This window comes from Pseudoalteromonas sp. SG44-5 (assembly GCF_014164175.1).
GTDB classification, from domain to species: Bacteria; Pseudomonadota; Gammaproteobacteria; order Enterobacterales; family Alteromonadaceae; genus Pseudoalteromonas; species Pseudoalteromonas nigrifaciens.
In genome coordinates, this window is sequence record NZ_JACJES010000013.1 from 59240 (window position 1) to 83705 (window position 24466).

Below are 24466 nucleotides of genomic sequence, written 5' to 3' on the forward strand. Positions count from 1 at the left end.
TTTGAATATCGTTAATCACAGTTTAATCCTAATCTATTTAATTACTTCATCTGAGGCTTGTGAAGAAATAAGGGTTCCCTCTTCTTCACCCATAATAACACGTTTTAATGCGCCTGATTTATTCATATTAAATACGCTCAATGGCATATTATGATCGCGTGCTAATGTAAATGCCGCTAAATCCATTACTTTCAATTCTTTCTCAATTATCTCATTGTAACTTAAATGACGATAAAGTGTCGCATCTGGATTTTTAACTGGGTCATCGCTGTAAACGCCATCTACTTTAGTCGCTTTAATTACCGTATCGGCTTCAATTTCGATACCACGTAAACAGGCTGCTGAGTCGGTAGTGAAAAATGGGTTACCCGTACCGGCTGCAAAAATAACTACGCGGCCCGTTTTTAATAAACTAATTGCTTCAGCCCAATTGTACGCATCACACATACCATGAAGTGGAATAGCCGACATTAAACGACAGTTTACAAATGCACGATGCAGCGCATCACGCATTGCCAAACCATTCATTACGGTTGCAAGCATACCCATGTGATCGCCAACAACACGATTCATGCCTGCTTCTGCTAACGAGCCACCGCGTAAAAAATTTCCACCGCCAATAACTAAACCCACTTCTACGTCGAGCTCTACGAGCTCTTTAATTTCTTGAGCCATGCGGTCTAACACTTTAGGGTCGATGCCAAAGCCTTCATCTCCCATTAAAGCTTCACCGCTTAATTTGAGAAGAACGCGTCTAAAAATAGGTTTACGATTGATAGTCATAGTATTGGGGCCAACTTTTATAAAAAATGGATAAAAAATAACCGCGCTTATGTTAAACATAAAAGCGCGGTTATTTTAAAGAATTTCTAGCTGTGAAGCAAAAGCAAATAACACATTAATTGCATGTCTTTTTTACTCCCTACACAAATAGTTAATCTTATTTAGCTTTAGCAGCAGCGATTTGTGCTGCAACTTCAGCAGCAAAATCTTCTTCTTTTCTTTCGATACCTTCACCAACTTCTACACGTACGAAGCTAGTAACTGTTGCGTTTTTCTCTTTAAGAATTTCGCCAACAGTTTTCTTAGGTTCCATGATGAAAGCTTGACCAGTAAGAGAAACCTCACCAGTGAATTTTTTCATGCGGCCAACAACCATCTTCTCAGCGATTTCAGCAGATTTGCCTTCATTCATCGCGATTTCGATTTGTACTTGTTGTTCTTTAGCTACAACATCAGCAGGAACGTCTGAAGGAGTTAAGTACTCAGGGCTTGATGCAGCAACGTGCATTGCAACGTGCTTAAGTGTTTCTTCATCAGCAACACCAGCAACAACAACACCAATACGATCACCATGACGGTACTCAACTAGGTTTTCACCCGTGATGTACTGTAGACGACGTACGTTAATGTTTTCACCAATTTTAGTTACTAGCTCAACGCGTGCTTCTTCAAACTTAGCTTGTAAGTCTTCGATAGTCACAGTGTCTGCAATTGCAGCTTCTGCTACTTTATCAGCAAACGCTAAAAAGCTTACGTCTTTAGCTACGAAGTCTGTTTGACAGTTAACTTCAACTAGCACTGCAACATTACCATTTTTCTTGATAATGATAGCGCCTTCAGCAGCGATATTGCCTGCTTTTTTAGCTGCTTTAGCCGCGCCACTTTTACGCATGTTTTCAATCGCTAACTCGATGTCGCCATCAGTTTCAGTTAACGCTTTTTTACAATCCATCATGCCAGCGCCAGTACGCTCGCGTAATTCTTTAACTAGGGCAGTAGTTACAGCCATTAGTAATTCCTCAAATCTGAATCAGGTTTAGATAAGCGGGTTACCCGCTCTACAAGAATAGCAAGTCTTCACCTTTAAAAGATGAAGACTTGAAGACAGCTAATTACTCAGCTTCTACGAAATCGTCTTTTTCAGCTTGAGCAACAAGTGTGTTCTCACGGCCTTCAGTGATCGCAGTTGCAACAGCGTTAGTGTAAAGACTTACCGCACGGATAGCATCATCGTTACCAGGTACGATGAAATCAACGCCATCTGGGTTCGAGTTAGTATCAACAATCGCAACAACCGGAATACCTAGGTTGTTAGCTTCACGGATAGCAATGTGCTCGTGGTCAGCATCAATAACGAAAAGCGCGTCTGGAAGACCGCCCATGTTCTTGATTCCGCCAAGGCTCTTCTCAAGCTTTTCCATTTCGCGGTTAAGCATTAACGTTTCTTTCTTAGTTAACTTCTCGAAAGTACCGTCTTGGCTTTGTATTTCAAGGTCTTTAAGACGCTTGATTGATTGACGAACTGTTTTCCAGTTAGTCAACATGCCACCTAACCAACGGTGGTTTACATAGTACTGGTCGCTTGCGATTGCAGATTCTTTCACTGCTTCGCTTGCTGCACGCTTAGTACCAACGAAAAGAACTTTACCTTTGTTTGCAGCAGCACCAGATAAAAACTTAAGTGCAGTGTTGAACATTGGTACAGTTTGCTCAAGGTTGATGATATGTACACGGTTACGTGTGCCGAAGATGAAAGGCTTCATCTTAGGGTTCCAGTAACGTGCTTGGTGACCAAAGTGAACACCAGCTTGAAGCATATCGCGCATTGAAACGTTTGCCATTTTATAGATCCTCTATAGTTGTTTAGGGTTAGGCCTCCACATATCCCATAGCACCAACACCGAAGTATTTAAACTTCTAATGCACCCAAGTGTATGTGACGATACGTGTGTGTGTTAAAATAAAATTGTGTTTGCCTTAAATACAAAAAATCATTAAAGAATTTATTTGTAAAAAGACGGCGCGCTTTATACCATATTAAAATTAAATACTCAACATCGCGTGCAAAAATTGTGCGGCGATAAATGTTAAAAACTCAACTTTGGAGCTTCAATGAGCGCTATTATTAAGACCCCTGAAGAAATAGAGAAAATGCGCGTAGCTGGGCGCTTAGCGGCAGATGTACTTGAAATGATCGGCCCATATGTAGTGCCGGGCGTGACCACCGATGAGCTAAATACAATTTGTCATGATTATATTGTTAATGTGCAAAAAGCAATCCCTGCTCCATTAAATTATCATGGTTTTCCAAAATCAGTTTGCACCTCTGTAAACCATGTTATTTGCCATGGTATTCCAAACGAAAAGCCATTAAAAGATGGCGACAGTATTAATATTGACGTTACCATAATTAAAGATGGCTACCACGGCGACACTTCTAAAATGTTCCATGTTGGTACCCCTAACATTCAAGGTAAACGCCTTGCAGAAGTAACACAAGAAAGCCTCTACATTGCCATTAAAATGGTAAAACCAGGTGTGCGTTTAGGCGATATTGGCGAAGCAATTCAAAAATATGCTGAAAGCTTCAACTACTCAATTGTTCGTGAATACTGTGGCCATGGTATTGGCGCAGGGTTTCACGAAGAGCCACAAGTAATGCACTATGGCAAAGCAGGTACTGGCGAAGTATTAAAAGCCGGCATGTGTTTAACTATTGAGCCTATGGTCAATGCGGGCAAACGCCAATGTAAACTACTTAAAGATGATTGGACTGTGGTTACACGTGACCGTAGCTTGTCAGCCCAGTGGGAACATACTTTGTTAGTAACTGAAAATGGTGTTGAAATTTTAACGCTACGATCAGATGATACAATCGACAGGATCATTGAGCATTAAAATACCCGTTCAACTTGATAGCTATTTATTTATCAAAATGAACTCGTATAAATAAGGAATCAGCCCCGGTGGCATTACCCAACAAAGTAAAAAAGTTGCTTAGCGACGCAGAGCAACTTAGTGATTATCGCGATTGTTCTAGCTATTTTTATAAATGGCTTTTTAATGAGTTTTCTAAACAACCGGTTGGTAATTTAATTAATGCCAGGGCTGAATTCATAGATCGTTTGCTGATCAAACTGTTTCATGTTTATGATTTAGCGCACGAACCCGACCTAGCACTTATAGCCGTAGGTGGTTATGGACGAGGTGAATTACACCCCTATTCCGACATCGACTTTTTGCTACTAGTAACACAACAACCAAACGCTGAAATCAGCGAAAAAATAGGTCAGTTTGTTACCATGCTTTGGGATCTCAATTTAGAGATTGGGCACAGTGTTCGCACTATAGCGCAAGCCATAGAGCAAAAACGTGAAGACGTTACCTTTGCCACCAGCTTATTAGAAAGCCGGCTTATTTTTGGTAATCATATAGAATTTGAAAAGCTAAAAAACCACATAATTGACACGCCAGTGTGGCGCTCAAATGAGTTTTTTTTAGCCAAAGTACAAGAGCAACATTTACGCCACCGAAAATGCCACGGCACAGCGTATAATCTCGAACCTAACATAAAAGAAAACCCCGGTGGCCTGCGCGATCTGCAAACCATTATTTGGGTTGCTAAAAAACACTTTAGAGCAGAAACCCTACAAGAGCTTATTAGCCATGGCTACCTTACTCACGAAGAGTTTCAAGAGCTTTCAGAGTGCCTAGAAAACTTATGGAATATTCGTTTTGCGCTGCATTTGGCTGCTGGGCGTTCAGAAAACCGCTTACTGTTTGATCACCAACCGCAAGCCGCCGAAATTCTGGGGTTTGGTAGCGATGGTAAATCGTCAGTTGAGCGCATGATGAAGCGTTTGTTTAGAATAATGAGCCGCGTACGCGAACTAAACCTGATGCTACTGGCGTACTTTGAACAAAGTATTTCGCCAAAACACCATCAACCTATTATTCAAGAGCTTGATCGCAATTTTGAGCGTATTGGCAATCAAATTAAAGTAAAAAGCCCATCGGTATTTTTTAGGCGCGATCAGCTTTTTATGTTATTTGAGCATATTGCCGGCAACCCAGAAATAACGCACATTTATCCCAGCACTATTCGCACTATTCGCCAAGTGCGCCGCCGTTTACTGGGCGACTTACAAGATTACGCTGCCTGTCGCGAAGCTTTTTTACGTCTTATAAAGCACCCCAATGGTATGGGCCGTGCGTTTACCTTAATGCATAAACACGGCATGCTGGCTGCTTATTTACCGCAGTGGCGAAACATATTTGGGCAAATGCAATTTGACTTATTTCATGCCTACACAGTAGATGAGCACACCCACAGATTAATAAATAATATTTATCAGTACTTTGATAAAACCGGTGTCAGCGAATTTCCTATTTGTAGTGAAATAGTCACTCGTATGGATAAACCTGAGCTACTTTATTTAGCGGGTATATTTCATGACATAGCCAAAGGCCGTGGTGGCGACCACTCAGAGCTGGGCGCTGTTGACGCACTAGCCTTTGCAAAGTTACATGCCTTTTCTGTCGCCGATGGTAAACTAATCGCATGGCTGGTTAGTAATCATTTACTTATGTCGGTTACCGCACAACGTAAAGATATAAACGACCCTGGAGTTATTAAAGACTTTGCCACACGAGTAAAAACAGAGCGCCAACTTGATTATTTATATTGCTTAACCGTTGCCGATATACGTGCCACCAACGACAATTTATGGAACGATTGGAAAAACACCCTGCTGCGTGAGCTTTACTTACATACGCAACACGCACTGCGTTTAGGGCTTGAAAATCCAATGGATCAACGCGACCAAATTCGCGACAAAAAGCATCAAGCTAAACAGCGATTACTCAACTTAGGCTACATGGAAGACCAAATTGATTTAATTTGGAGCCGCTTTAAAGCCAATTACTTTACCGCTTTTAGCGAACAGCAAATTTCATGGCACAGCCAGCATTTAGTTAATAGCGAAGATTTAAGTCAACCGAGTGTTATCGTATCAAATAAAGCGATGCACGGTGGCACCCAAGTATTTGTATACAGCCCTTACTCTGGGCCTTTATTTGCCCGCTTAGTGAGTGTTATTGGTTCTAAAAAGGCGCAAATACAGCACGCGCAAGTACTTACCACCAAAGATGGCTACGTACTATTTAACTTTGTTATTTTAGAAGTAAATGGCGAGCCAATTGCCAGTGGCAGAGCACAATCAATTAAACGCGCCCTAGAGCAAGCCTTGTTTGAGCCGCGTAAAAAAATTCGCTTTAAAAAGAATCGCTCGCAACGCTTTAAAGACTTTAATATAAAACCTAAAATTGTGCTGCGCCCGCATCCGCGTAAAGATCGCAGCCTAATTGAAATCCAAGCAATTGATATACCCGGTTTATTGACTAAAATAGCCGAAGTTTTTCAAGCACACTTATTACACATACACGCTGCGCGTATTACCACAGTGGGGCAGCGCGCAGAAGATTTCTTCGTGGTCTCTAATAACGAGTACCAAGCACTTACAGACGAAGAACAAGCCAAAATTCATCAAGCATTGCGTAAAAAACTCAACGCAGAAACCGAATAAGAGGACACTATGTCAGATTTAAAAACGATGATCGAAAACGCCTGGGATAACCGCGATAGCATTAGCCCAAGCACAGTATCTGTTGAAGTAAAGCAAGCCATTATTGACGCGCTTGACCTGCTAGACAGTGGCGCAGCACGCGTTGCTGAAAAAATATCGGGTGAATGGGTAGTACATCAATGGCTTAAAAAAGCGGTTTTACTGTCGTTCCGTATTCGCGAAAACCAAGCAATGGACGATGGCGTAAATCAGTTTTACGACAAAGTACCACTTAAATTTAGCGACTACACGCCGGAGCAATTTAAACAAGGCGGCATGCGCGTAGTGCCTAATGCTGTTGCGCGTAAAGGCAGCTTTGTAGGTAAAAACGTGGTACTTATGCCATCGTATGTAAACATTGGCGCATACGTTGACGACGGCACCATGGTTGATACATGGGCTACTGTAGGCTCGTGTGCACAAATTGGTAAGAACGTACACTTATCGGGTGGCGTAGGCATAGGCGGCGTTTTAGAGCCATTACAAGCCAACCCAACCATCATCGAAGACAACTGTTTTATTGGCGCACGCTCTGAAATAGTAGAAGGTGTAATTGTTGAAGAAGGCGCGGTAATTTCAATGGGCGTTTACATCAGCCAAAGTACCCGTATTTATGACCGTGAAACCGGTGAAATTCACTACGGCCGCGTACCAGCAGGCGCAGTAGTAGTCCCTGGCGCACTACCATCAAAAGACGGTAGCCACAGCCTGTACGCTGCAATTATAGTGAAAAAAGTAGATCAGCAAACACGCGAAAAAGTAGGCATAAACGCCCTGCTTCGCTCAATTGATGATGAATAGTTAAGTAGGTTGGGTAGAGCGCAGCGAAACCCAACGACACTTTAAAGTTAAGTGTTTTAGCTGAACTTTAATTGTATATTTAAAAGCGCTAAGCCCTTGTGGGTTTAGCGCTTTTTTAAGATCGCTGATAATAATTTCATTTATAAAAACTATTTTAACTCGCACTTTTTTAATAGTCTTTTTGTAGCTTCTTTGAATATCTTCTTACATTCATCTTCATCCCCTTGCGGCTCACCATACTCATTAGTATTTAATAACTCGTGAGCTCTTAATATAGATGGCTTATAGCTTACATTATATTCTTTTATGATTTTCCCGCTATCTCGACCAAGCACTGTTTCAAGCGTTTTTATTACTGAACCAGAAACTTCTTCATCATTTATTAGTAAGCACCTAATAGGTTCAACTGCAGCATTGTATTCTTTTCTTTTTTCTCTTCCTAAAGCAAGTTTATGCCCCACGAGCCAACCTGTAGCTGCACATGCAATACCAATCAAAGTCCTTATTTTCCATTCTTCCATAACTTAAGTCCTAAAAAATAAATATAATAGCTGCACAACTTAGTACGCTTTACTCTTGTGAACCACAACTCAAGCCATGTAAGTCTATTTGTTTTACCTGCTGATTTTTCGTTTTAAAATCATAATAACGAATAATTAGCTGATTGTTTTTCTCATAAAATGACATGTCCCGTAACCAATCGATAGTGGCTATTGGCATGTATGTATAAAAACCATATTCACCCACACACTGATAACCAAAGTGATGATACGCACTGCCAAATGCACCTACATCGCTGGTATACGCTACTATATTTTCCTGCTGCTGATAAAATTGCGCTTGACTGCCAACAATGGCATACCAAATACATGTAAGCCCAAGTGCTACAATTTGTAACCCTGCCATTATAAACAATAGCAAGCTAACTAATTTTGCTTGAACAGTATGTTTGCTTGTTTTACTGATGCTTTTTATCAACACATAAGTAGCAATACTTACCAATATCAGCTTTATCCAAACTAGGTAAGTAGACAACTCATAGGTAAATTTTTGGCTGTGCCACTGTATGCCAAATACAGGCGGAATAAACATCGAGTCTATAAAGGTCACTGTAATAATTAGCGCTGCAAGGTGATAACGAGATAGGGTCATTAAGGCTGTTTTTTTAATTGTTTTAACCATGCTATTAAATATGTAATAAAAAAGCAAAAAGGTACTTTGAATAAATAATGCTTAGACCAGTTTACTTTACTTGAAGTAGCTAAAAGTAATTAAATTAGCCAAGCACACCCAGAATATAATAAGGTAGTTAAGCATACATTAAAGTTAGCAATAAATATTAAGGACTAATATGACAACAAAAGCTTTACGCTCAACTATTTTACTCCCCGTATTTTTGCCTGCCGTATTCATCATTCTCCTTTTAGTGATAGGTACGAGCAGTAACCCTGAACTTGCTGGTAAAGCATTCAGTATCGCCCTTACTTGGATAACAGAAACCTTTGGCTGGTTTTATATGTTATCTGTCGCTATATTTTTAGTATTTATAGTCTCTGTTGCCGCCTCTAGTTGGGGAAACATAAAACTAGGGCCCGATCACTCAGAGCCGCAATATAGCTTTGCAGAGTGGTTTGCTATGTTATTTTCTGCAGGCTACGGTGTTGCACTGCTCTACTTTGGTGTTGCTGAGCCTGTATTGCATTATGCATCTCCACCTTCGGGTGCGGCAGAAACAGTTAACGCTGCTAAACAAGCAATGCAAATTGCATTTTTCCATTGGGGATTTCATATATGGGCAATATACGGAATTGTAGGTTTAGTACTTGCCTACTTTGCTTTTCGTCATGGTTTGCCCCTATCAATTCGCTCAGCGTTATATCCTTTAATTGGCGATAGAATTTATGGCCCAATTGGTCACGCGGTCGATATATTTGCTATTTTAGGTACTCTATTTGGTATAGCCACGACCTTGGGGTTATCGGTAACGCAAATAAATGCGGGCCTACATTATTTATGGCCAAGCATTCCTATAAATACCACAGTGCAAATATCAGCCATTGCCATTATAACCGCAGCAGCAACCATCTCTGTGGTAGCAGGTATGGATAAAGGCGTTAAGCGCTTATCTATTTTGAATATGACCTTGGCAATATCTTTAATGATGTTTGTATTTTTTATTGGTCCTAGCATTCATATTTTAGAATCTTTTTTACAAAATACTGGCAGTTACTTAAGCGGTATTGTTGAGCGTACCTTTAACTTGCAAGCTTATAGTCGCAGCGACTGGATAGGTAACTGGACCTTATTTATATTTGGCTGGACAATTGCCTGGGCACCTTTTGTGGGTATGTTTATCGCAAAAATTAGCCGTGGTCGCACCATCAGGCAATTTGTTGTTGGGGTAATGTTAGTGCCCACCATATTCACATTTTTATGGTTTTCGATATTTGGTGATACGGCTCTCAATTTAATCATGAATGAAGGCTTAGACACTTTAATTACTGATGTGCAAGCGAACCATGCCGTAGCACTATTTCAATTATTTGAAGTATTACCTTGGTCATTCTTTATTTCGCTATTAACGGTATTCTTAATTATCACCTTCTTTGTTACCTCGTCTGACTCTGGCTCACTCGTTATTGATTCATTAGCTTCAGGTGGTAATGCAAACACTCCTGCATGGCAGCGGGTATTTTGGGCGGTTCTTGAAGGTGCGGTTGCTGCAGCTTTATTACTGGCAGGCGGGCTCAGCGCACTGCAAACTATGACAATAGCCAGTGCATTACCCTTTGCTATTATTATGCTAATTGCCACTGTTGGCCTATGGCGTGCGCTTGTAATTGAAGGGCATCGCGATACCAGTTTACAAGCACATACTTTAAACGGCAGAAACTTAAATTTATCGCATTGGAAACGCCGTTTAGCAGCCATGATCGACTACCCAAACAAAAGCAAAGTACATAACTTTATTGACCAAGTAGTGACTAAAGCGATGAAAGAAGTGCAAGCCGAATTAAAATCTCGACAATGGCATGCTGAAGTAGTATTTGATGCCGACTTATGTCGCGCGCACTTAACTGTTTTACGCCATGAACATATGGACTTTGTATACGACATAAGGTTAACAGAGCATGCAATGCCTAGTTTTGTTCACTCTGAGCTAAAACCTGAAACAGATGACACTGAAACGTATTGTCGTGCAGAGGTATACTTACGCCGTGGTGGTTTGTCGTATGATATTTTTGGCTATAGCGAAGATGATATTGTGAAAGATATTCTCGACCAATTTGAAAACTATTTGCACTTTTTAGATAACAGCCCAGGCGAGCTTCCTTGGGATATGACTGAGCATGACGAAATGCTAAACACCGACAAATAATTTGCGCTAACCCAATTTAGCCCTTATCTGCATCACATAGTTAAGGGCTAAATAATCCAAAGCGATCGTAGCCAGGCTGGCTTTATCACTAACCAGGTTTATCGTTTGCTCTATGCCTTAAAAACAACCCTAATTTGCTCACTACCCACATCCACCTGCTAGCCTAAGCTCCCTGTGTTTGGCCTTTTATTTCTCCCTAAAAACCAAAAAGGCACTTAAAAATAAGTGCCTTTGTTGGTTTGCTCAATTAGTTTGGTATTACAGCGCGTTAAATACGTCATCTGTTTTAGCGGCGCAAATAAAATCGTTTTTGTGCAGTCCCTTAATTGAATGGCTCCACCAAGTAACTGTTACTTTGCCCCACTCGGTTAATAAACCTGGGTGATGGCCTTCGTCTTCAGCCATGTCGCCTACTTTGTTAGTAAACGCAATAGCTTGTTTAAAGTTTTTAAATTTGTAAACACGCTCAAGCTGCATAATGCCATCGCGTACTTCAGGTACCCAATCAGGGATTTTGGTAATTAATTGCGCTAGCTCTTCGTCTGATACTTTTGGCGCATCGGCATGACAGGCTTCGCATTTTTGTGCACTTAATGAAGACATTTTAAATCCTTATCTTTAGCGTTACTTTTTATATTAAAGTTAACTAGCTAATTTTTCTTTTGGTGAAAATTTTGGGTCGTGCAAGCCAAGTTCTTTTGCTTGTTCAACCAAAGCCATTATATCCATTTGCGATATATCAAACAGATCATGAATCGAATTTATGGTGTAGTACTGCGGTTGCATAATATCAATTCGGTACGGGGTACGCAGCACATCTAATACACTCATTGGCGTAATTTCTGGCGTGCTTGAGTATACGTACTGGGTTTCTCCTGGGCTTGATAAAATACCACCGCCGTATATACGCAAACCATTATCGGTTTGCATTAAACCAAATTCAACGGTAAACCAGTACATGCGCGCTAGGTATACACGATCTTTTTTCTCTGCCGCGTAGCCAAGTTTTCCGTATTTATGCGTAAACTCTGCAAAATCAGGGTTAGTAAGCATAGCGCAGTGACCAAATATTTCATGAAACACATCGGGTTCTTGTAGGTAATCAAACTCATCCCGGCTACGAATAAAAGTCGCCACCGGAAATTGCTTATTGGCCAGTAACCGAAAAAACTCATCAAAGTCGATAAGTGCCGGCACTGGCGCTACTTGCCAACCGGTAGTGGCTAGCAGTACTTCGTTTAGCTCACTAAGTTGCGGAATACGATCGTGTGGCAGGTTTATTTTTTTTAAACCTTCCATATATTCGTTACAGGCTTTGCCTTCAATGCACGCAAGTTGGCGCGCTACGAGCTCAGACCAAATTTTATTTTCTTCATCGCTCCAATGTATAACGCCATTTTCATCTGGTGTTTTGGAGGTGTATTTACTTGCTTTAGCCATTAGTACCTTCTTTGGGATTAACCCGAAACCGGTGTCAGGGTGATACCCAAGTAACTTGGATACCGATTGCAGCCATACTATGCAAAAGTGAACAAAAGTTTAATAGCTTGGGCTACATCTGTATTAGCCACGATCAGCCATCTTGTACACTTAAAATTACACGCAAGTAAATAATTTAAAACAACCTAGCAATTACAAGCTTTAAAGATGCAAAATATCGTACACAATTAAATACACCCTAATTTATTTGAGTAAATGCCTGATGAAGATCAGCAATAATATCGTTAACATCTTCAAGTCCAACCGAAAGCCTAATTAATCCATCGCTAATACCAGCAGCGAGTCTTTCCTCTGGTGTGTAAGGTGAATGGGTCATAGAGGCTGGATGTTGAATAAGTGTTTCAGCGTCGCCTAAACTTACGGCAATTGTACAAAGCCGCATACTATCAATAAATTGCGCCCCCTGCTGCAAACTACCTTTTAGCTCAAAAGCAATAACACCGCCTGCCGCTTTCATTTGTTTGCCAATAAATTTATATCCAGGGTGCGATTTAAGCCCAGGATAGTAAACTTTACTTACTTGTGGGTGCGCTTCTAAGTATTCGGCAATTGTTTGTGCGCTGATACAGTGGCGCTCAATTCTTATGGCGAGGGTTTTTAAACCTCTATTAATAAGCCAAGCATCGTGCGGGCTTATAGTGGCGCCAATGTCTTTAAGCACCGTCATTTTTATTAGCGTTATATGCTCCATAGATCCACATACAATGCCCGCTACCACATCGCCATGGCCGTTTAAATATTTGGTAGCACTGTGTACTATAATATCGATACCGTACTGCTTAGGTGATTGTAGTAATGGCGTTAAAAAGGTGTTGTCGACCACGCTAATTAAGTTGTGCTGCTTTGCAACGGCGCCAATTAATGCTAAATCGATAACCGCCATAGTGGGGTTAATGGGCGTTTCTACAAATATCATTTTTGAATTGGGTTTAATTGCAGCGCGTAGTTCATCCTCGTTGGTCATATCAACAAAGGTGACTTCTATTCCCCAGCGCGGCAACATGTGCGAGAAAAACGCAAAGGTACACCCATATAAAGCACTCGATGCAATTAAATGATCCCCTTGCGATAAAAAGCTAAGTACTGAGGCCGATACCGCCCCCATACCAGTTGCCGTTGCTGCAGCCGCTTCACAGCCCTCTAATTGCGCTACTTTTTGTTCAAGCTCGGTAGTAGTTGGGTTGCCTAGGCGGGTATAAATATAGCCCGGCTCATCGCCAGCAAAACGTGCTGCACCTTGCGCTGCATTTTCAAAATGAAAAGTTGAGGTTTGATACAAAGGAGAAGTGAGTGCGCCGTGAGGGTCGTTTGCTTTTTGCGGGCCGTGAATACATTGGGTGTTTATATGATGCTTGCTCATTGAATACTCTCTTATTTTGATTGTTATTGGGTATTAGCCTTCAATCAAAACGTATGGGCATTCAAAGCACAAGCATCCCGGATGCTCAGATGGCCATTTGTGCAATATTTATACTTTTAGCTGTACATAAATATTGCCAAGTATTTCTTAATACTGCTTACTCCGTTGTCTCGGGCTTTTTACGGCTAATAATTTTACTAGCAATATTTTGTACCGTACTTTTTAATAAATTGCGTTTATTTTCAAGCCGAGGTAATGGGCGGCTTAGTTCCATTGCTTTGTAGCCAATGCGCGCGGTAAATATACCGGCACTTAAGCCCTGTGCTGCTCGCCCTGAAAGCTTACCTAATAACTCGGCGCTTAGCGCGGTTGCAGCTAAATCAGAAATAAGCTCGGCACTGCCCACAAACATTACTTGCTTTATTAGCATGCGATACAGTTTTATGCGACTTGCGTAACCAAAACCAATCCCGTAAATTTTTCCTATTTGCTCTATTAACTTAGTACCACGCCACAGCACAGCCATCATATCCACCAGCGCCAGCGGACTAAGCGCAACTAGTAACGCCGATTCAGTTGCAAAGCGATTAATTAGCTTTTTAGCTTGGGTATCTTGCGTTATTAATAAACTATTGGCGTACAGCGTCATTATTTCTTTATCGCTGTGATGCGTTGCCACTTGATTTTTAAAAGTTTCAAAGTTATCAAGTTGCTGATGTTTATTTAGTTTTTCAAGCCAAGGTAATGCGCCGCCTACTTGCTCGCTATTTAACAGCCTGTCGGCTTCATGGCGATGTAACTGGTTACGTTTTAAACTGCGCAGCATTCGGTATTCGCGCCATAATAAGCGCCCGATTAGCAACACCCCACTCACTACAGCGGTTAAATATATACTGCCTAAAATAATCGACTGTTGAAAAGCCAGTACCAATGAAAAAGCAAACTCTAGCAATACCAGCACTATAAAACTAACAACAAAAATGCCTTTGAGCGTTTGCCATTTTGACTTTTTATATACTGGCGCTAGGTCAATTTCTGGCTCTAGCGCTTCGTCATTATCTTCTTGGTAATCACTTTGTCCATGTTCAATTATTTTTGCAGGCGCCAATTCAGGTTCGTTTTGCTCCATACTCTGGGTATTTATACGACGTCCTGCTTGAAACTCTTGGTTTGATTCACTCATGCTAACTTGTCTCCTAACAGGTACTGCATCACATGATCTAATCGAATATGTTTTAACTGCTTATCTGGGCTTGGCATTGGCGAAAACGATAAAAACTCAAACCCTTGCGCTGGCCATTCACTTTTATTAAGCATTCTATTAGGCGGCTGTGGCGGTAAGTAGGTTAGCCAATCAGGCTCGTTAAGTGGCTTGCCATAAATGCAGTCTAGCGTTTGGCCTTTGTCGGTTACTTGGCGCGGCTGTGTTGCGGTAATTGACGACATAGCCATGGTTTCTATTTGCACACCATCAAACTTTAAATGATTACTTTGCTCGTGCACTAATGAGTCGAGTAATAGTGCTAAATCTTTATGATGCTTAGCGGTTATATGATCTGATTTATTAGCGGCAAATAATATTTTATCTATATTAGGTTTAAATAAGCGTTTAAAAAAGCCCGATTCACCATAACTAAAGTGCGCCAATAACTGATTAATAACACTACTTTGCTCTTGCAAGGTTGCATGCCCTTCGTTTAAGGCACTAAGCACATCCACTAACACTATTTGGCGATCAAAATGGCGAAAGTGTTCGTTATAAAAAGGCTTTACAACTTCTTTAACGTAGGCGTTAAAGCGTTTAATTAAATGCGCTAAGTTAGAGCCTGCAACTAGGTTATTACTATTTATCTCACCCGATACTGGAAAAAACAATAGCAATGGCGCGCCTTGTAAATCGCCTGGCATTAACATGCGCCCAGGTTGCAGCATAGCTAATTTAGTGTCTTTTTTAAGCCCTACCAACATGCTTTGATAAAGCTGTGCAATATGCGCAAGTGCGCTTTCATCTACCGGCGCATTTAGGTCGAGTTGCTCAACGGCTGTTAAAAACTCACTTGAGGTATGTACCCGCAAATGCTGCGTTAATAGCGGATATTGCAGCTCGCACCACTGTGCATAACTTTGCTCCAGCATAGGTAAATCAAGCAACCACTCGCCGGGGTAGTCAATAATATCTAAATAAAGTGTTGATTGCGGTGAAAAATGGCCACGCAACCCAGCGTTACTTTGATACTTAATAGCTAAACGCAGCGTATTTATGCGCTCGGTTGAAGGCGGCCATGTTGGCTCGCCGTCACTGGGGAGTAACGCATTGAATGCTCGAGTATAATTAAATGTGGGCACTTTAAGCGCCTCTTGCGGCACTACTTTAGTGGCAATGTGACGGCGCTCGCGCATTACATCAAAAAAAGGCAGGTTTTTATCACTCGCTTGGCTTGTTAAGTGTTTAACTAATGCGGTAATAAACGCTGTTTTGCCGCTGCCACTCAAACCTGTTACAGCCAGTTTTACATGCTGATCTAAGCTGCGATGCAATGCTTTTTGTGCTTTGCCTTTAATACTGGTAAAGGTCTTTTTTGCAAATGAAGTACGACTCATAATGGTTTAGCACTTAGCACTTCACTTACTGTTTAATGTGTAGTTGCCGTGCTATTAAATCCTTTAAAGTTTGTTAATTTCACGGCTCACCGTAAATTCAGTAGAAGTAACATAGCGTTCTATATTTTGTAGGCGCGTATCTACGCGTGTTAAACGCTCTTTTAAGTCTTGCAATGCGCGGCGCGGTGGCTCGCCTTTTTGCCATACTTTAAATTTCACTTCTAGCGGATCGCCATAGTTAGTTGAATTTGTTTTATAGGCGCTAGTGGGTTCTTTTTTATCTAAAATAAACCAGGCTGCAATATACGCTACCACAAATAAAGGGCCGCCAGTTAGTAATACCGCACTAACAAATATAATACGAACTAACCATAATTCCATATTAAAATAATCGCTTAGTCCAGCGCATACGCCGGCTATTTTTCCGCGCTGCGGATCTCTTAATAATTCACGTTTGGTACTCATACTTTACGCCTCCATTGTGGCGACTCTTGATCAAGTAATGCTTCGAGTGTTTCAACTCGGTCTGCCATTTTTTCGGCTTTTTGAGCAAGCTCTAATAACTGGCGATGCTCGTGTTCACTTAACCCTTGGCTTACTTGTTTTTTGCTACGGTAGTGCAATATTAACCACAATGGCGCTACAAAAATCATAAATAAAATAAATGGTGCTACGAGTATTTCTGGATCAAACATAACCCTCTCCTGACTATCCGTATTAGTGTTTTAAGTAGGGGCACATGGGCCCCTTATATTATTATTGGTATGCGTTAGCTATACGTTACTTATCTGCTAGCTTCTTTTTAAGCTCAGCTAACTCATCGTCTACCTTTTCGTTTTTTTGCAGTTCGGCAATTTCATCTGCTAAGGTTTTTTTGCCTAAATCGTACGACTCTATTTGAGATTCTAGTCCATCTATTTTAGTTTCGTAACGCTCAAAACGATTAAGTGCATCTTCTACCTTTGAGCTATCAAGTGCTTTTTTAACTTCAAGGCGCGACTCAGCCGAACGCTGACGTAATATAATCGCTTTTTGACGAGCTTTAGCATCTGCTAGCTTTTCTTGTAGCGTGGTTACTTCTTGTTGTAACTTTTCGATGTGTGAGCCTACATGCTCAAGTTCACCCTCGACTGAGGCTACAGCTTCAGCTGACTTTTGCTTTTCGAGTAAAGCGGCACGTGCTAAATCGTCACGATCTTTGCTTAGCGCTAGTTCAGCTTTGTCTTGCCAATCATTCATTTGCGCTTTAAGTGTATCAACGCGACGTACTAATTCTTTTCGCTCAGCGAGTGTTTTAGCTGACGTAGAGCGAACCTCTACCAAGGTGTCTTCCATTTCTTGAATAATCAGACGAACCATTTTTTCTGGGTCTTCTGCTTTATCTAAAATGGCATTGATATTAGAATTAACAATGTCTGCAAAACGTGAAAAAATTCCCATAACATTTACCTCTATAATTTAAACTTAGTTTGTCTGCTATAACTGTATCAATATGCTTGCCAACTTTATAAAAGTTAAAATACATAATTTATTCATAGAGTTAAACTCAAATTACAAATTACTTTAGTTATCTCCCATTATGAAATACACTAACTGTTAGTAAAAATGACTAAGAGTTAGGAAATATGAGCCAATATCGCCAACAAGATAACTTACTCGGCCAATCTGATAGCTTTTTATCGGTACTTGATCAGGTATCGCAGTTAGCTAACCTAGATAAACCAGTGCTTATTATTGGTGAGCGTGGCACAGGTAAAGAGTTAATTGCAGCGCGTTTACACTTTTTATCTAAACGTTGGGATCAAAGCTATGTAAAACTCAACTGTGCGGCGCTTAACGAAAACCTGCTCGAAAGTGAACTATTTGGCCATGAAAGTGGTGCTTTTACTGGCGCTAGCAAACGCCACGAAGGCCGCTTTGAACGTGCAAACAGCGGTACTTTATTTTTAGATGAGCTAGCAAACACCTCCGAAATGGTACAAGAAAAATTGCTACGCGTTATAGAGTACGGTGAATTTGAGCGTGTAGGCGGTAAACAAACAATAAAAGTAGATACGCGTTTAGTGTGCGCTACTAACGAAGATTTACCTTATTTAGCACAGCAAGGTGAGTTTAGAAGCGATTTGCTCGACCGCCTGGCTTTTGATGTAATAACCCTTCCCCCACTGCGTGAACGCCAAGGCGATATAATGCTGCTTGCAGAGCAGTTTGCAATGAATATGGCGCGCGATTTAGAGTGGCAATTGTTTAGCGGTTTTACCCGTAGTGCCACAGAAACACTGCTTAGTTATGATTGGCCTGGTAATATTCGAGAGCTAAAAAATGTGGTTGAGCGCAGTTTGTATCGCCATGGGAGTGAACAGATCCCCGTTCATCAGATTATTTTAGACCCATTTGAAAGCCGTTTTAGGCCAAAACCACGAGTAAAGCCTACTGCTTTTGTTAATAATAACATTAATACTCCTGAGCCAGCGGTTGCCGCAGCGCCGGTTGCTCAAGCACTACCAAGTGTAGCGCCTATTAATACTGAGTTTCCATGTAACTTAAAAAAACTCTCTAACGACTTTGAAATTTTAATGATTAACAAAGCTTTAGAGCATAGCCAATTTAATCAAAAGAAAACTGCAGAAGTACTGGGTTTGACGTATCATCAATTACGTGGCTATCTGAAAAAATATAACTTGCTATACCCAAGCGACACCAAGGGGTGAGTTTCAGTTTACTTAGTTATAGTTCAATAATAGTTAGAGGTTACGCAGGTGCATAAATTATTACTTGCTTTGCTATCAACCAGCCTTATAGGGTGTATAGATAGTAAAGAAGAAATCTTAAAAGAAAAAAACCAAGGCTTAGTTTATTGCGCTGAAGCAAACCCTGTGTCGTTTAATCCGCAGGTAACTACAACAGGCTCAACTATAGATATTATTGCCAATCAATTATACGACCGCCTAATTAGTATTGACCCTGTTACAGCTGAATTTCAAAGTGAATTAGCCACCGATTGGAAAACGAGTAAAGACGGTAAATCGATTACTTTTACCTTACGTAAAGACGTAAAATTTCATACCACAGCTTATTTTACGCCTAGCCGTGACTTTAACGCTGACGATGTTATTTTTACTTTTAGCCGCTTATTTGATGTTTATAATCCGTATCACTTTGTTGGCGATGCTAATTATCCTTACTTTCAGAGTGTAGGAATTGATCAGCTTATTCGTAAAATTGTACGTGTGTCTGACTATCAAGTACGGTTTGAGTTGTTTAATGCCGAAAGTAGCTTTTTAGCCAATATGGCCACCGATTTTGCGGTTGTATTGTCACAAGAATATGCCATGCAACTAAAAGCCAGCGAACAAACCAATTTGTTTGATCACTACCCAGTAGGCACAGGCCCGTATATTTATAAAGAGTATAGGCGCGACCATTTAGTGCGCTTTTATAAAAACCCAGTTTATTGGAAACACGACGTGGTACTGGATCAATTGGTTTACGACATTACCCCTAACGGCACCACGCGTATAGCTAAAATGCTCACCAAAGAATGTGATGTCACTGCTCATCCAAGTAGCGCGCAATTGAGTATTTTAGCCCAGCGCGACGACATTAATGTAGAAAAAGAAACTAACTTAAATATTGGCTACTGGGCATTTAATACTGAGCGCCCCCCTTTTGACGATATACGAGTACGACAAGCACTCGCTCATGCAATTGACGTAGATAAAATAATGCAGGCTGTGTATTACGGCAATGGTATTCGCGCTCAATCAATTTTACCACCCACCTCGTGGGCGTTTGAACCACAAGCTAACATTCCAAATTTTGACCCTGCTTTAGCCAAAAAATTACTTATTGAAGCTGGCTTACCTAATGGCTTTAACATGAACATTTGGGCCATGCCAGTCAGTCGTATTTATAATCCTAATGCCCGTAAAATGGCCGAGCTAATGCAAAGTGATTTACGTAAAATAGGGGTTAAAGTGAGTATTATAGAATACGAATGGAATACCTTTATTCAGCGTGTTGGCGAGCACCGACACGACAGCGTACTGCTTGGCTGGGCTGCCGATACGCCCGACCCTGATAACTTTTTTAGCCCTTTGCTAAGTTGCACGGCCACCTTTAGTGGTAAAAATGCCGCAAATTGGTGTAACCCACAATTTGACTCTTTACTTAACCAAGCGCTTAGTACAACCGATATAGCACTGCGTAAACAATATTATGACACTGCACAAAGCATGATTATTAATGAGCTACCTTTAATACCAATAGCCCACGGCATGCGTTTTCAGGCAAGCAGTGCTGATGTAGAGGGCATAACGCTCGGCCCATTTGGTGCTATTTCGCTTGCTAATGCGAGGAAAAAATAATGCGCTTAGATTATATTTTACGCCGCATTGGTTTATTTGTTTTTATGGTATTAATGCTTAGCGTTTTTACTTTTTTACTGAGCTTTTTATTTCCTGGCGATGCATTAAGTAATTTAAGCGGTATTCCCAGTAATAACTTTGCGCAACACACCCAGTTAGAAGATAAGTATTTATATAATAGTAATTATTTTATGCAATATATCGCTTTTTTAGGGCGTATATTGCAAGGTGATTGGGGACTGTCGTTTGCCTCTGGAGATAGCGTGTTTTCGCAAATACTCGACTTAATTCCTGCCACACTCGAGCTTAGTATATACGCGCTGTTTGTTTCGGTTGTTATTGGTGTTCCTACAGGCATATTAGCCTCTGCTTATTATAAACAATGGCCCGATAAGCTTATTTCCTCTACCACTATGATAGGCTATTCCATGCCTATTTTTTGGTTAGCATTATTACTCATTATGCTATTTTCATTGCAACTGGGTTGGTTTCCAATGTCGGGAAGAATGAGTTTACTCTATGAAATACCACCCACTACTGGCTTTATTTTAATTGATATTAGCTTGGCAAGCTTTCCGTACCAGGGCATGGCTTTTATTGACGCCTTACACCACCTTACCTTGCCTACCATAGTACTGGCTATGTACCCCACTACGGTATTAATACGCTTTACTCGCGAATCTATGCTTAAAGTAATGGATCAAAACTTTATTAAAACAGCGCGCGCAAAAGGCCTTAATCGCAGGCAACTTATAATGCACCATGCGCTGCGTAATGCATTGTTACCGGTAATTAAGCAAATTGGTTTACAATTTAGCACGCTTATTACGCTGGCAATGATCACTGAAATTATTTTTTCGTGGCCTGGGATTGGCCGCTGGTTAATTGATAGTATTTATCAGCGTGATTACCCCGCTATACAAGGTGGCTTAATGGCGGTTTCTTTATTTATTATTTTTGCCACCATAATCGCAGAGCTAATTTATACTCTATTCGACCCACTCTCACGGAACCAAGCTCATGGCAAAGTTTAACTTATTTTCTGAAGAGTCGAATAAATCGCCCCTAGCACGGCTATGGCGAAAATTTAAAACCAACCACCCTGCACTCGTTGGTTTATGGGTGTTTATTGCTTTTGCTTTACTGGCTGCCAGTGCGCCTTTTTTAGCCCCTTATGGGGTTAATCAGCAACATAGTGATGCCTTACTTATTCCGCCCTCGTGGCGCGAAATGGGTGACGTACGTTTTCTTTTAGGCACCGACGATTTAGGCCGCGATGTGCTTTCTAGATTAATGAACGGCGCAACGTATACATTTGGCTTATCAATTATTGCAGCGTTTTTAACCACTGTCATTGGCTTACTCGTAGGCACTTTTGCTGGTATTAGTCGCGGGCTTCGCTCCAGTTTTTTAAATCACTTACTGGATATAACGCTTTCTATTCCGTCGTTGTTGCTGGCAATTATTATTATAGCGATATTAGGCCCAGGTTTAATGAATACCGTATGGGCAATTATTTTGGCACTGCTGCCGCAATTTATTCACTCTATTCGCAACTTAATTGTAGATGAGCTGAGTAAAGATTACATCACCGCTTATCGGCTCGATGGCGCCTCTAATTGGCATATATTGTCGCGAGGGATTTACCCTAATATATATGAATATATAGTGGTTATTTTTACCATGGCGCTCTCTACTGCTATTTTAGATATAGCCGCTTTAGGATTTTTAAAATTAGGCGCGCAACCACCTACAACCGAATGGGGTGCAATTTTAGCCGAAAACCTCGGGCTTATATATTTAGCCCCCTGGACTGTAGCTCTGCCCGGCGTACTGTTGTTTTTAGCGGTACTGTCAACCAACTTAGTAGGCGATGGACTTCGCCAAGTTTTACAAGCGCGTAAGGCTGATTAAATGCAATTACTTGATGTTCGAAACTTAACCATTGAATTACACACCTCTGAAACCGTTATTAGAGCCGTAGACAGAGTGAGCTTTAGCTTAAAAGAAGGCGAAGTACATGCTTTAGTGGGTGAATCTGGTTCTGGGAAGAGCTTAATCGCCAAAGCAATTGTAGGAGTGCTTAATGAACGCTGGGTAATAACAGCTGATAGAGTGCATTGGCGCGGGGTAGACTTAATGCGTTTAACCCCAGAACAACGCCGTAAAGTAGTGAGCCAAGACATAGCAATGATCTATCAAGATCCGAGTCGCTGCCTTGACCCTACCGCTAAAATATTTGATCAAATAGCCGAAACCTTACCTGAGGTAGCAAGTAAAGGGTTTTTCTTAAAGCGTAATCGCGAGCGCAAAGACAGAGTAAAAGCACTTATTCATAAAGTCGGTATTAAAAACCACGAAGAAATACTTAGCAGCTACCCCCACGAGCTTTCAGAAGGGGTGTGCCAAAAAGTGATGATTGCTATGGCAATTGCGCGTACGCCAAAATTATTAATTGCAGATGAGCCCACCACCGCACTTGAAAGCACCACCCGTGCACAAGTATTTAGATTGTTAAAAAGCTTAAATCAGTTAAAAAACATGTCTATTTTAATGATTTCTCATGAGCTAGAAGAAATTGTTAACTGGTCGCATACTATTCATGTTTTATATTGTGGACAAATGGTTGAAGCAGGCCCAACGCATCGTATTTTTAGCCAACCACGCCACCCTTATACGCAAGCACTACTAAAAAGCCTACCCGATTACGAACATGGTTTGGCGCATAAAGAGCCTTTTTACGCGCTTAAAGGCACCATTCCTACGCTGCAACATTTACCAATTGGTTGTCGGTTAGGGCCGCGTTGCCCGCAAGCACAAAGAGAATGTGTTATTGCGCCAAAGCTAACTAAACACCAAGGGCATAGTTATGCGTGTCATTTTCCGCTGATCAAGGAGATGAAATAGTGCAACCCTTACTAAAAGTACAAGCATTATCAAAAAGCTTTAATTTACGGGCTGGATTATTTAGCCGTAAAAAATTTGCAGTACTTAAAAATATTTCGTTTAGTGTTGGCAAAGGCGAAACCATAGCCATAATTGGTGAAACGGGTGCTGGAAAAAGCACCCTAGCAAAATTACTTGCCGGAGCCGATAGCGCTGATAGCGGGCAAATTTTACTCGAAAACAACATAATCGAAAATAACGGCATTCGCGATCCACAATGTCGCCATATCAGAATGATTTTTCAAGACTCAGCAACCTCGCTAAACCCGGCACTGACTATTGCCGACATGCTCGATGATTGCCTGCAATTTAATACCGATTTTGACAAACAACAACGCGCCGAAAAAATAGACAGCACCATGTTAAAAGTGGGGTTATTAGTAGATCATCAACAATATTATCCGCACATGTTCAGCATAGGGCAGTTACAGCGTGTAGCGCTTGCTCGCGCACTTATATTAGATCCTAAGGTTGTTGTACTCGATGAAGCACTTTCATCTCTAGACCCCTCTGTACGCGCACAAATAGTTAATTTATTACTAAAGCTACAACTAGAAACCGGATTAACCTATATATTAATAACCCATCACCTTAGTTTAGTCCGCCATATTAGCGACCAACTGGTAGTACTAGAACGAGGCGAAATTGTTGAATACGGCCCCACCGAAGCAATATTCCAAAATCCCCAATCGAAAATAACGCAAAAATTATTGAGTTGTTGATGAGACAATCCAAGAAAAACTAACTTCAATACGTAAAAGTGTACGCGTTTAGGTTTGATTTAGAACATAATTAAACCTGAACGTCTGAAAAACTAAAATGTTAAAAAATTAAAATGACACCCACTCTAATTATTAATCCCTTCAGTCTTTATCTAAACAAACATTGCTAGGCTTAAAAGCATCCTTAATTTTTAAAATTCCTCTGCTTATTAAAATAATATTCAAATAACACTGTTTTTATTCATTTTTAGGCATGCGAAATACTGTGCTTTCACAGTGAAGGGAAATAACGGGTAACTTTTTGAAGTAACGCTTTAAGCCAGTAGCTTTTCGCAGTTACTCACGTTGGTGCGCCGCTTTCTGTTTAGGTGTTCGCAGTATCC

The 24466-nt window shown here is 40.9% G+C and carries 23 protein-coding genes; 10 read left to right on the top strand and 13 right to left on the bottom strand.

Annotated elements, in window-relative coordinates:
- Positions 1-33 precede the first annotated feature (33 nt).
- From pyrH to rpsB, 3 genes are all read right to left on the bottom strand, one after another.
- Entirely contained in the window at positions 34-783 is a 750-nt protein-coding gene (gene pyrH, locus H5079_RS12905; protein ID WP_011328692.1) for a UMP kinase, read from the bottom strand.
- A gap of 157 nt (positions 784-940) precedes the next feature.
- Positions 941-1792: a translation elongation factor Ts gene (gene tsf, locus H5079_RS12910; RefSeq protein WP_011328693.1), complete on the bottom strand. Its 852-nt coding sequence runs from the start codon at positions 1790-1792 to the stop codon at positions 941-943.
- Positions 1793-1895: 103 nt separating this feature from the next.
- Positions 1896-2624 carry a 30S ribosomal protein S2 gene (gene rpsB / locus H5079_RS12915; protein WP_011328694.1) on the bottom strand — a complete coding sequence of 243 codons (729 nt, stop codon included), beginning with the start codon at positions 2622-2624 and terminating at the stop codon, positions 1896-1898.
- Positions 2625-2895: 271 nt separating this feature from the next.
- On the opposite strand from rpsB, the gene map reads away from it, so the two are divergent.
- The 3 genes from map to dapD all read left to right on the top strand — a co-directional run bounded on the left by map (position 2896) and on the right by dapD (position 7208).
- Positions 2896-3681 carry a type I methionyl aminopeptidase gene (map, locus tag H5079_RS12920; protein ID WP_089368556.1) on the top strand — a complete coding sequence of 262 codons (786 nt, stop codon included), beginning with the start codon at positions 2896-2898 and terminating at the stop codon, positions 3679-3681.
- Between the two features lie 68 nt (positions 3682-3749).
- A complete protein-coding gene (gene glnD / locus H5079_RS12925; protein ID WP_182684245.1) occupies positions 3750-6368 on the top strand; it encodes a [protein-PII] uridylyltransferase in 2619 nt (872 codons plus the stop codon).
- A gap of 9 nt (positions 6369-6377) precedes the next feature.
- Positions 6378-7208 (top strand): 2,3,4,5-tetrahydropyridine-2,6-dicarboxylate N-succinyltransferase, encoded by an 831-nt coding sequence (gene dapD / locus H5079_RS12930; protein WP_011328697.1) that lies wholly within the window; start codon positions 6378-6380, stop codon positions 7206-7208.
- Positions 7209-7357: 149 nt separating this feature from the next.
- Here the strand turns inward: dapD and H5079_RS12935 are convergent, their stop codons facing one another.
- Both H5079_RS12935 and H5079_RS12940 read right to left on the bottom strand, forming a co-directional pair.
- Positions 7358-7729 carry a hypothetical protein gene (locus H5079_RS12935; protein WP_182684246.1) on the bottom strand — a complete coding sequence of 124 codons (372 nt, stop codon included), beginning with the start codon at positions 7727-7729 and terminating at the stop codon, positions 7358-7360.
- 49 nt (positions 7730-7778) lie between these two features.
- Complete coding sequence (locus H5079_RS12940; RefSeq protein ID WP_182684247.1) at positions 7779-8360, bottom strand: hypothetical protein; 582 nt, start codon at positions 8358-8360, stop codon at positions 7779-7781.
- Between the two features lie 199 nt (positions 8361-8559).
- On the opposite strand from H5079_RS12940, the gene H5079_RS12945 reads away from it, so the two are divergent.
- Positions 8560-10587 carry a BCCT family transporter gene (locus H5079_RS12945; protein ID WP_182684248.1) on the top strand — a complete coding sequence of 676 codons (2028 nt, stop codon included), beginning with the start codon at positions 8560-8562 and terminating at the stop codon, positions 10585-10587.
- A gap of 258 nt (positions 10588-10845) precedes the next feature.
- On the opposite strand, the gene H5079_RS12950 is transcribed toward H5079_RS12945, so the two are convergent.
- The 8 genes from H5079_RS12950 to pspA form a co-directional block, all read right to left on the bottom strand.
- Complete coding sequence (locus tag H5079_RS12950; protein ID WP_011328700.1) at positions 10846-11190, bottom strand: 4a-hydroxytetrahydrobiopterin dehydratase; 345 nt, start codon at positions 11188-11190, stop codon at positions 10846-10848.
- 39 nt (positions 11191-11229) lie between these two features.
- Positions 11230-12027, bottom strand: coding sequence for a phenylalanine 4-monooxygenase (phhA, locus tag H5079_RS12955; protein WP_011328701.1), 798 nt, complete (start codon positions 12025-12027; stop codon positions 11230-11232).
- A gap of 238 nt (positions 12028-12265) precedes the next feature.
- Entirely contained in the window at positions 12266-13447 is a 1182-nt protein-coding gene (gene megL / locus H5079_RS12960; protein WP_011328702.1) for a methionine gamma-lyase, read from the bottom strand.
- 157 nt (positions 13448-13604) lie between these two features.
- Positions 13605-14630: a YcjF family protein gene (locus tag H5079_RS12965; RefSeq protein WP_011328703.1), complete on the bottom strand. Its 1026-nt coding sequence runs from the start codon at positions 14628-14630 to the stop codon at positions 13605-13607.
- Positions 14627-16048, bottom strand: a complete 1422-nt coding sequence (locus H5079_RS12970) for a YcjX family protein (RefSeq protein ID WP_182684249.1) — start codon at positions 16046-16048, stop codon at positions 14627-14629. The genes H5079_RS12965 and H5079_RS12970 overlap by 4 nt, the downstream gene beginning before the upstream one ends.
- Before the next feature lie 63 nt (positions 16049-16111).
- Entirely contained in the window at positions 16112-16513 is a 402-nt protein-coding gene (pspC, locus tag H5079_RS12975; RefSeq protein ID WP_011328705.1) for an envelope stress response membrane protein PspC, read from the bottom strand.
- The gene (gene pspB / locus H5079_RS12980; RefSeq protein WP_011328706.1) at positions 16510-16743 is read right to left on the bottom strand and encodes an envelope stress response membrane protein PspB; all 234 of its coding nucleotides are present in this window, start codon (positions 16741-16743) and stop codon (positions 16510-16512) included. The genes pspC and pspB overlap by 4 nt, the downstream gene beginning before the upstream one ends.
- A gap of 85 nt (positions 16744-16828) precedes the next feature.
- The gene (pspA, locus tag H5079_RS12985; protein WP_041454499.1) at positions 16829-17488 is read right to left on the bottom strand and encodes a phage shock protein PspA; all 660 of its coding nucleotides are present in this window, start codon (positions 17486-17488) and stop codon (positions 16829-16831) included.
- A gap of 185 nt (positions 17489-17673) precedes the next feature.
- Here pspA and pspF point away from each other — a divergent pair, with 185 nt between their 5' ends.
- The 6 genes from pspF to H5079_RS13015 are packed head-to-tail and all read left to right on the top strand — an operon-like array spanning position 17674 to position 24083.
- Entirely contained in the window at positions 17674-18759 is a 1086-nt protein-coding gene (pspF, locus tag H5079_RS12990) for a phage shock protein operon transcriptional activator (protein ID WP_182684250.1), read from the top strand.
- Between the two features lie 48 nt (positions 18760-18807).
- The gene (locus H5079_RS12995; RefSeq protein ID WP_182684251.1) at positions 18808-20415 is read left to right on the top strand and encodes an ABC transporter substrate-binding protein; all 1608 of its coding nucleotides are present in this window, start codon (positions 18808-18810) and stop codon (positions 20413-20415) included.
- Positions 20415-21449, top strand: coding sequence for an ABC transporter permease subunit (locus H5079_RS13000; protein WP_089368562.1), 1035 nt, complete (start codon positions 20415-20417; stop codon positions 21447-21449). The genes H5079_RS12995 and H5079_RS13000 overlap by 1 nt, the downstream gene beginning before the upstream one ends.
- Complete coding sequence (locus H5079_RS13005) at positions 21436-22329, top strand: ABC transporter permease subunit (protein ID WP_011328711.1); 894 nt, start codon at positions 21436-21438, stop codon at positions 22327-22329. The genes H5079_RS13000 and H5079_RS13005 overlap by 14 nt, the downstream gene beginning before the upstream one ends.
- Positions 22330-23322, top strand: a complete 993-nt coding sequence (locus H5079_RS13010; protein WP_011328712.1) for an oligopeptide/dipeptide ABC transporter ATP-binding protein — start codon at positions 22330-22332, stop codon at positions 23320-23322.
- The gene (locus tag H5079_RS13015) at positions 23322-24083 is read left to right on the top strand and encodes an ATP-binding cassette domain-containing protein (RefSeq protein ID WP_011328713.1); all 762 of its coding nucleotides are present in this window, start codon (positions 23322-23324) and stop codon (positions 24081-24083) included. Before H5079_RS13010 ends, H5079_RS13015 begins: the two co-directional genes overlap by 1 nt.
- The last annotated feature ends 383 nt before the right edge of the window (positions 24084-24466 follow it).

Excerpts from the sequence above, each read along its gene's own strand:
- H5079_RS13000 (WP_089368562.1), top strand. The coding sequence starts at position 20,415 with ATGCGCTTAGATTATATTTTACGCCGCATTGGTTTATTTGTTTTTATG.
- megL (WP_011328702.1), bottom strand. The coding sequence starts at position 13,447 with ATGAGCAAGCATCATATAAACACCCAATGTATTCACGGCCCGCAAAAA.
- H5079_RS12950 (WP_011328700.1), bottom strand. The coding sequence starts at position 11,190 with ATGTCTTCATTAAGTGCACAAAAATGCGAAGCCTGTCATGCCGATGCG.
- pspB (WP_011328706.1), bottom strand. The coding sequence starts at position 16,743 with ATGTTTGATCCAGAAATACTCGTAGCACCATTTATTTTATTTATGATT.
- map (WP_089368556.1), top strand. The coding sequence starts at position 2,896 with ATGAGCGCTATTATTAAGACCCCTGAAGAAATAGAGAAAATGCGCGTA.
- dapD (WP_011328697.1), top strand. The coding sequence starts at position 6,378 with ATGTCAGATTTAAAAACGATGATCGAAAACGCCTGGGATAACCGCGAT.
- pspF (WP_182684250.1), top strand. The coding sequence starts at position 17,674 with ATGAGCCAATATCGCCAACAAGATAACTTACTCGGCCAATCTGATAGC.
- H5079_RS13010 (WP_011328712.1), top strand. The coding sequence starts at position 22,330 with ATGCAATTACTTGATGTTCGAAACTTAACCATTGAATTACACACCTCT.
- phhA (WP_011328701.1), bottom strand. The coding sequence starts at position 12,027 with ATGGCTAAAGCAAGTAAATACACCTCCAAAACACCAGATGAAAATGGC.
- H5079_RS13005 (WP_011328711.1), top strand. The coding sequence starts at position 21,436 with ATGGCAAAGTTTAACTTATTTTCTGAAGAGTCGAATAAATCGCCCCTA.
- H5079_RS12970 (WP_182684249.1), bottom strand. The coding sequence starts at position 16,048 with ATGAGTCGTACTTCATTTGCAAAAAAGACCTTTACCAGTATTAAAGGC.
- pspC (WP_011328705.1), bottom strand. The coding sequence starts at position 16,513 with ATGAGTACCAAACGTGAATTATTAAGAGATCCGCAGCGCGGAAAAATA.
- tsf (WP_011328693.1), bottom strand. The coding sequence starts at position 1,792 with ATGGCTGTAACTACTGCCCTAGTTAAAGAATTACGCGAGCGTACTGGC.
- H5079_RS12945 (WP_182684248.1), top strand. The coding sequence starts at position 8,560 with ATGACAACAAAAGCTTTACGCTCAACTATTTTACTCCCCGTATTTTTG.
- H5079_RS12935 (WP_182684246.1), bottom strand. The coding sequence starts at position 7,729 with ATGGAAGAATGGAAAATAAGGACTTTGATTGGTATTGCATGTGCAGCT.
- H5079_RS12965 (WP_011328703.1), bottom strand. The coding sequence starts at position 14,630 with ATGAGTGAATCAAACCAAGAGTTTCAAGCAGGACGTCGTATAAATACC.
- pyrH (WP_011328692.1), bottom strand. The coding sequence starts at position 783 with ATGACTATCAATCGTAAACCTATTTTTAGACGCGTTCTTCTCAAATTA.
- pspA (WP_041454499.1), bottom strand. The coding sequence starts at position 17,488 with ATGGGAATTTTTTCACGTTTTGCAGACATTGTTAATTCTAATATCAAT.
- rpsB (WP_011328694.1), bottom strand. The coding sequence starts at position 2,624 with ATGGCAAACGTTTCAATGCGCGATATGCTTCAAGCTGGTGTTCACTTT.
- H5079_RS12940 (WP_182684247.1), bottom strand. The coding sequence starts at position 8,360 with ATGACCCTATCTCGTTATCACCTTGCAGCGCTAATTATTACAGTGACC.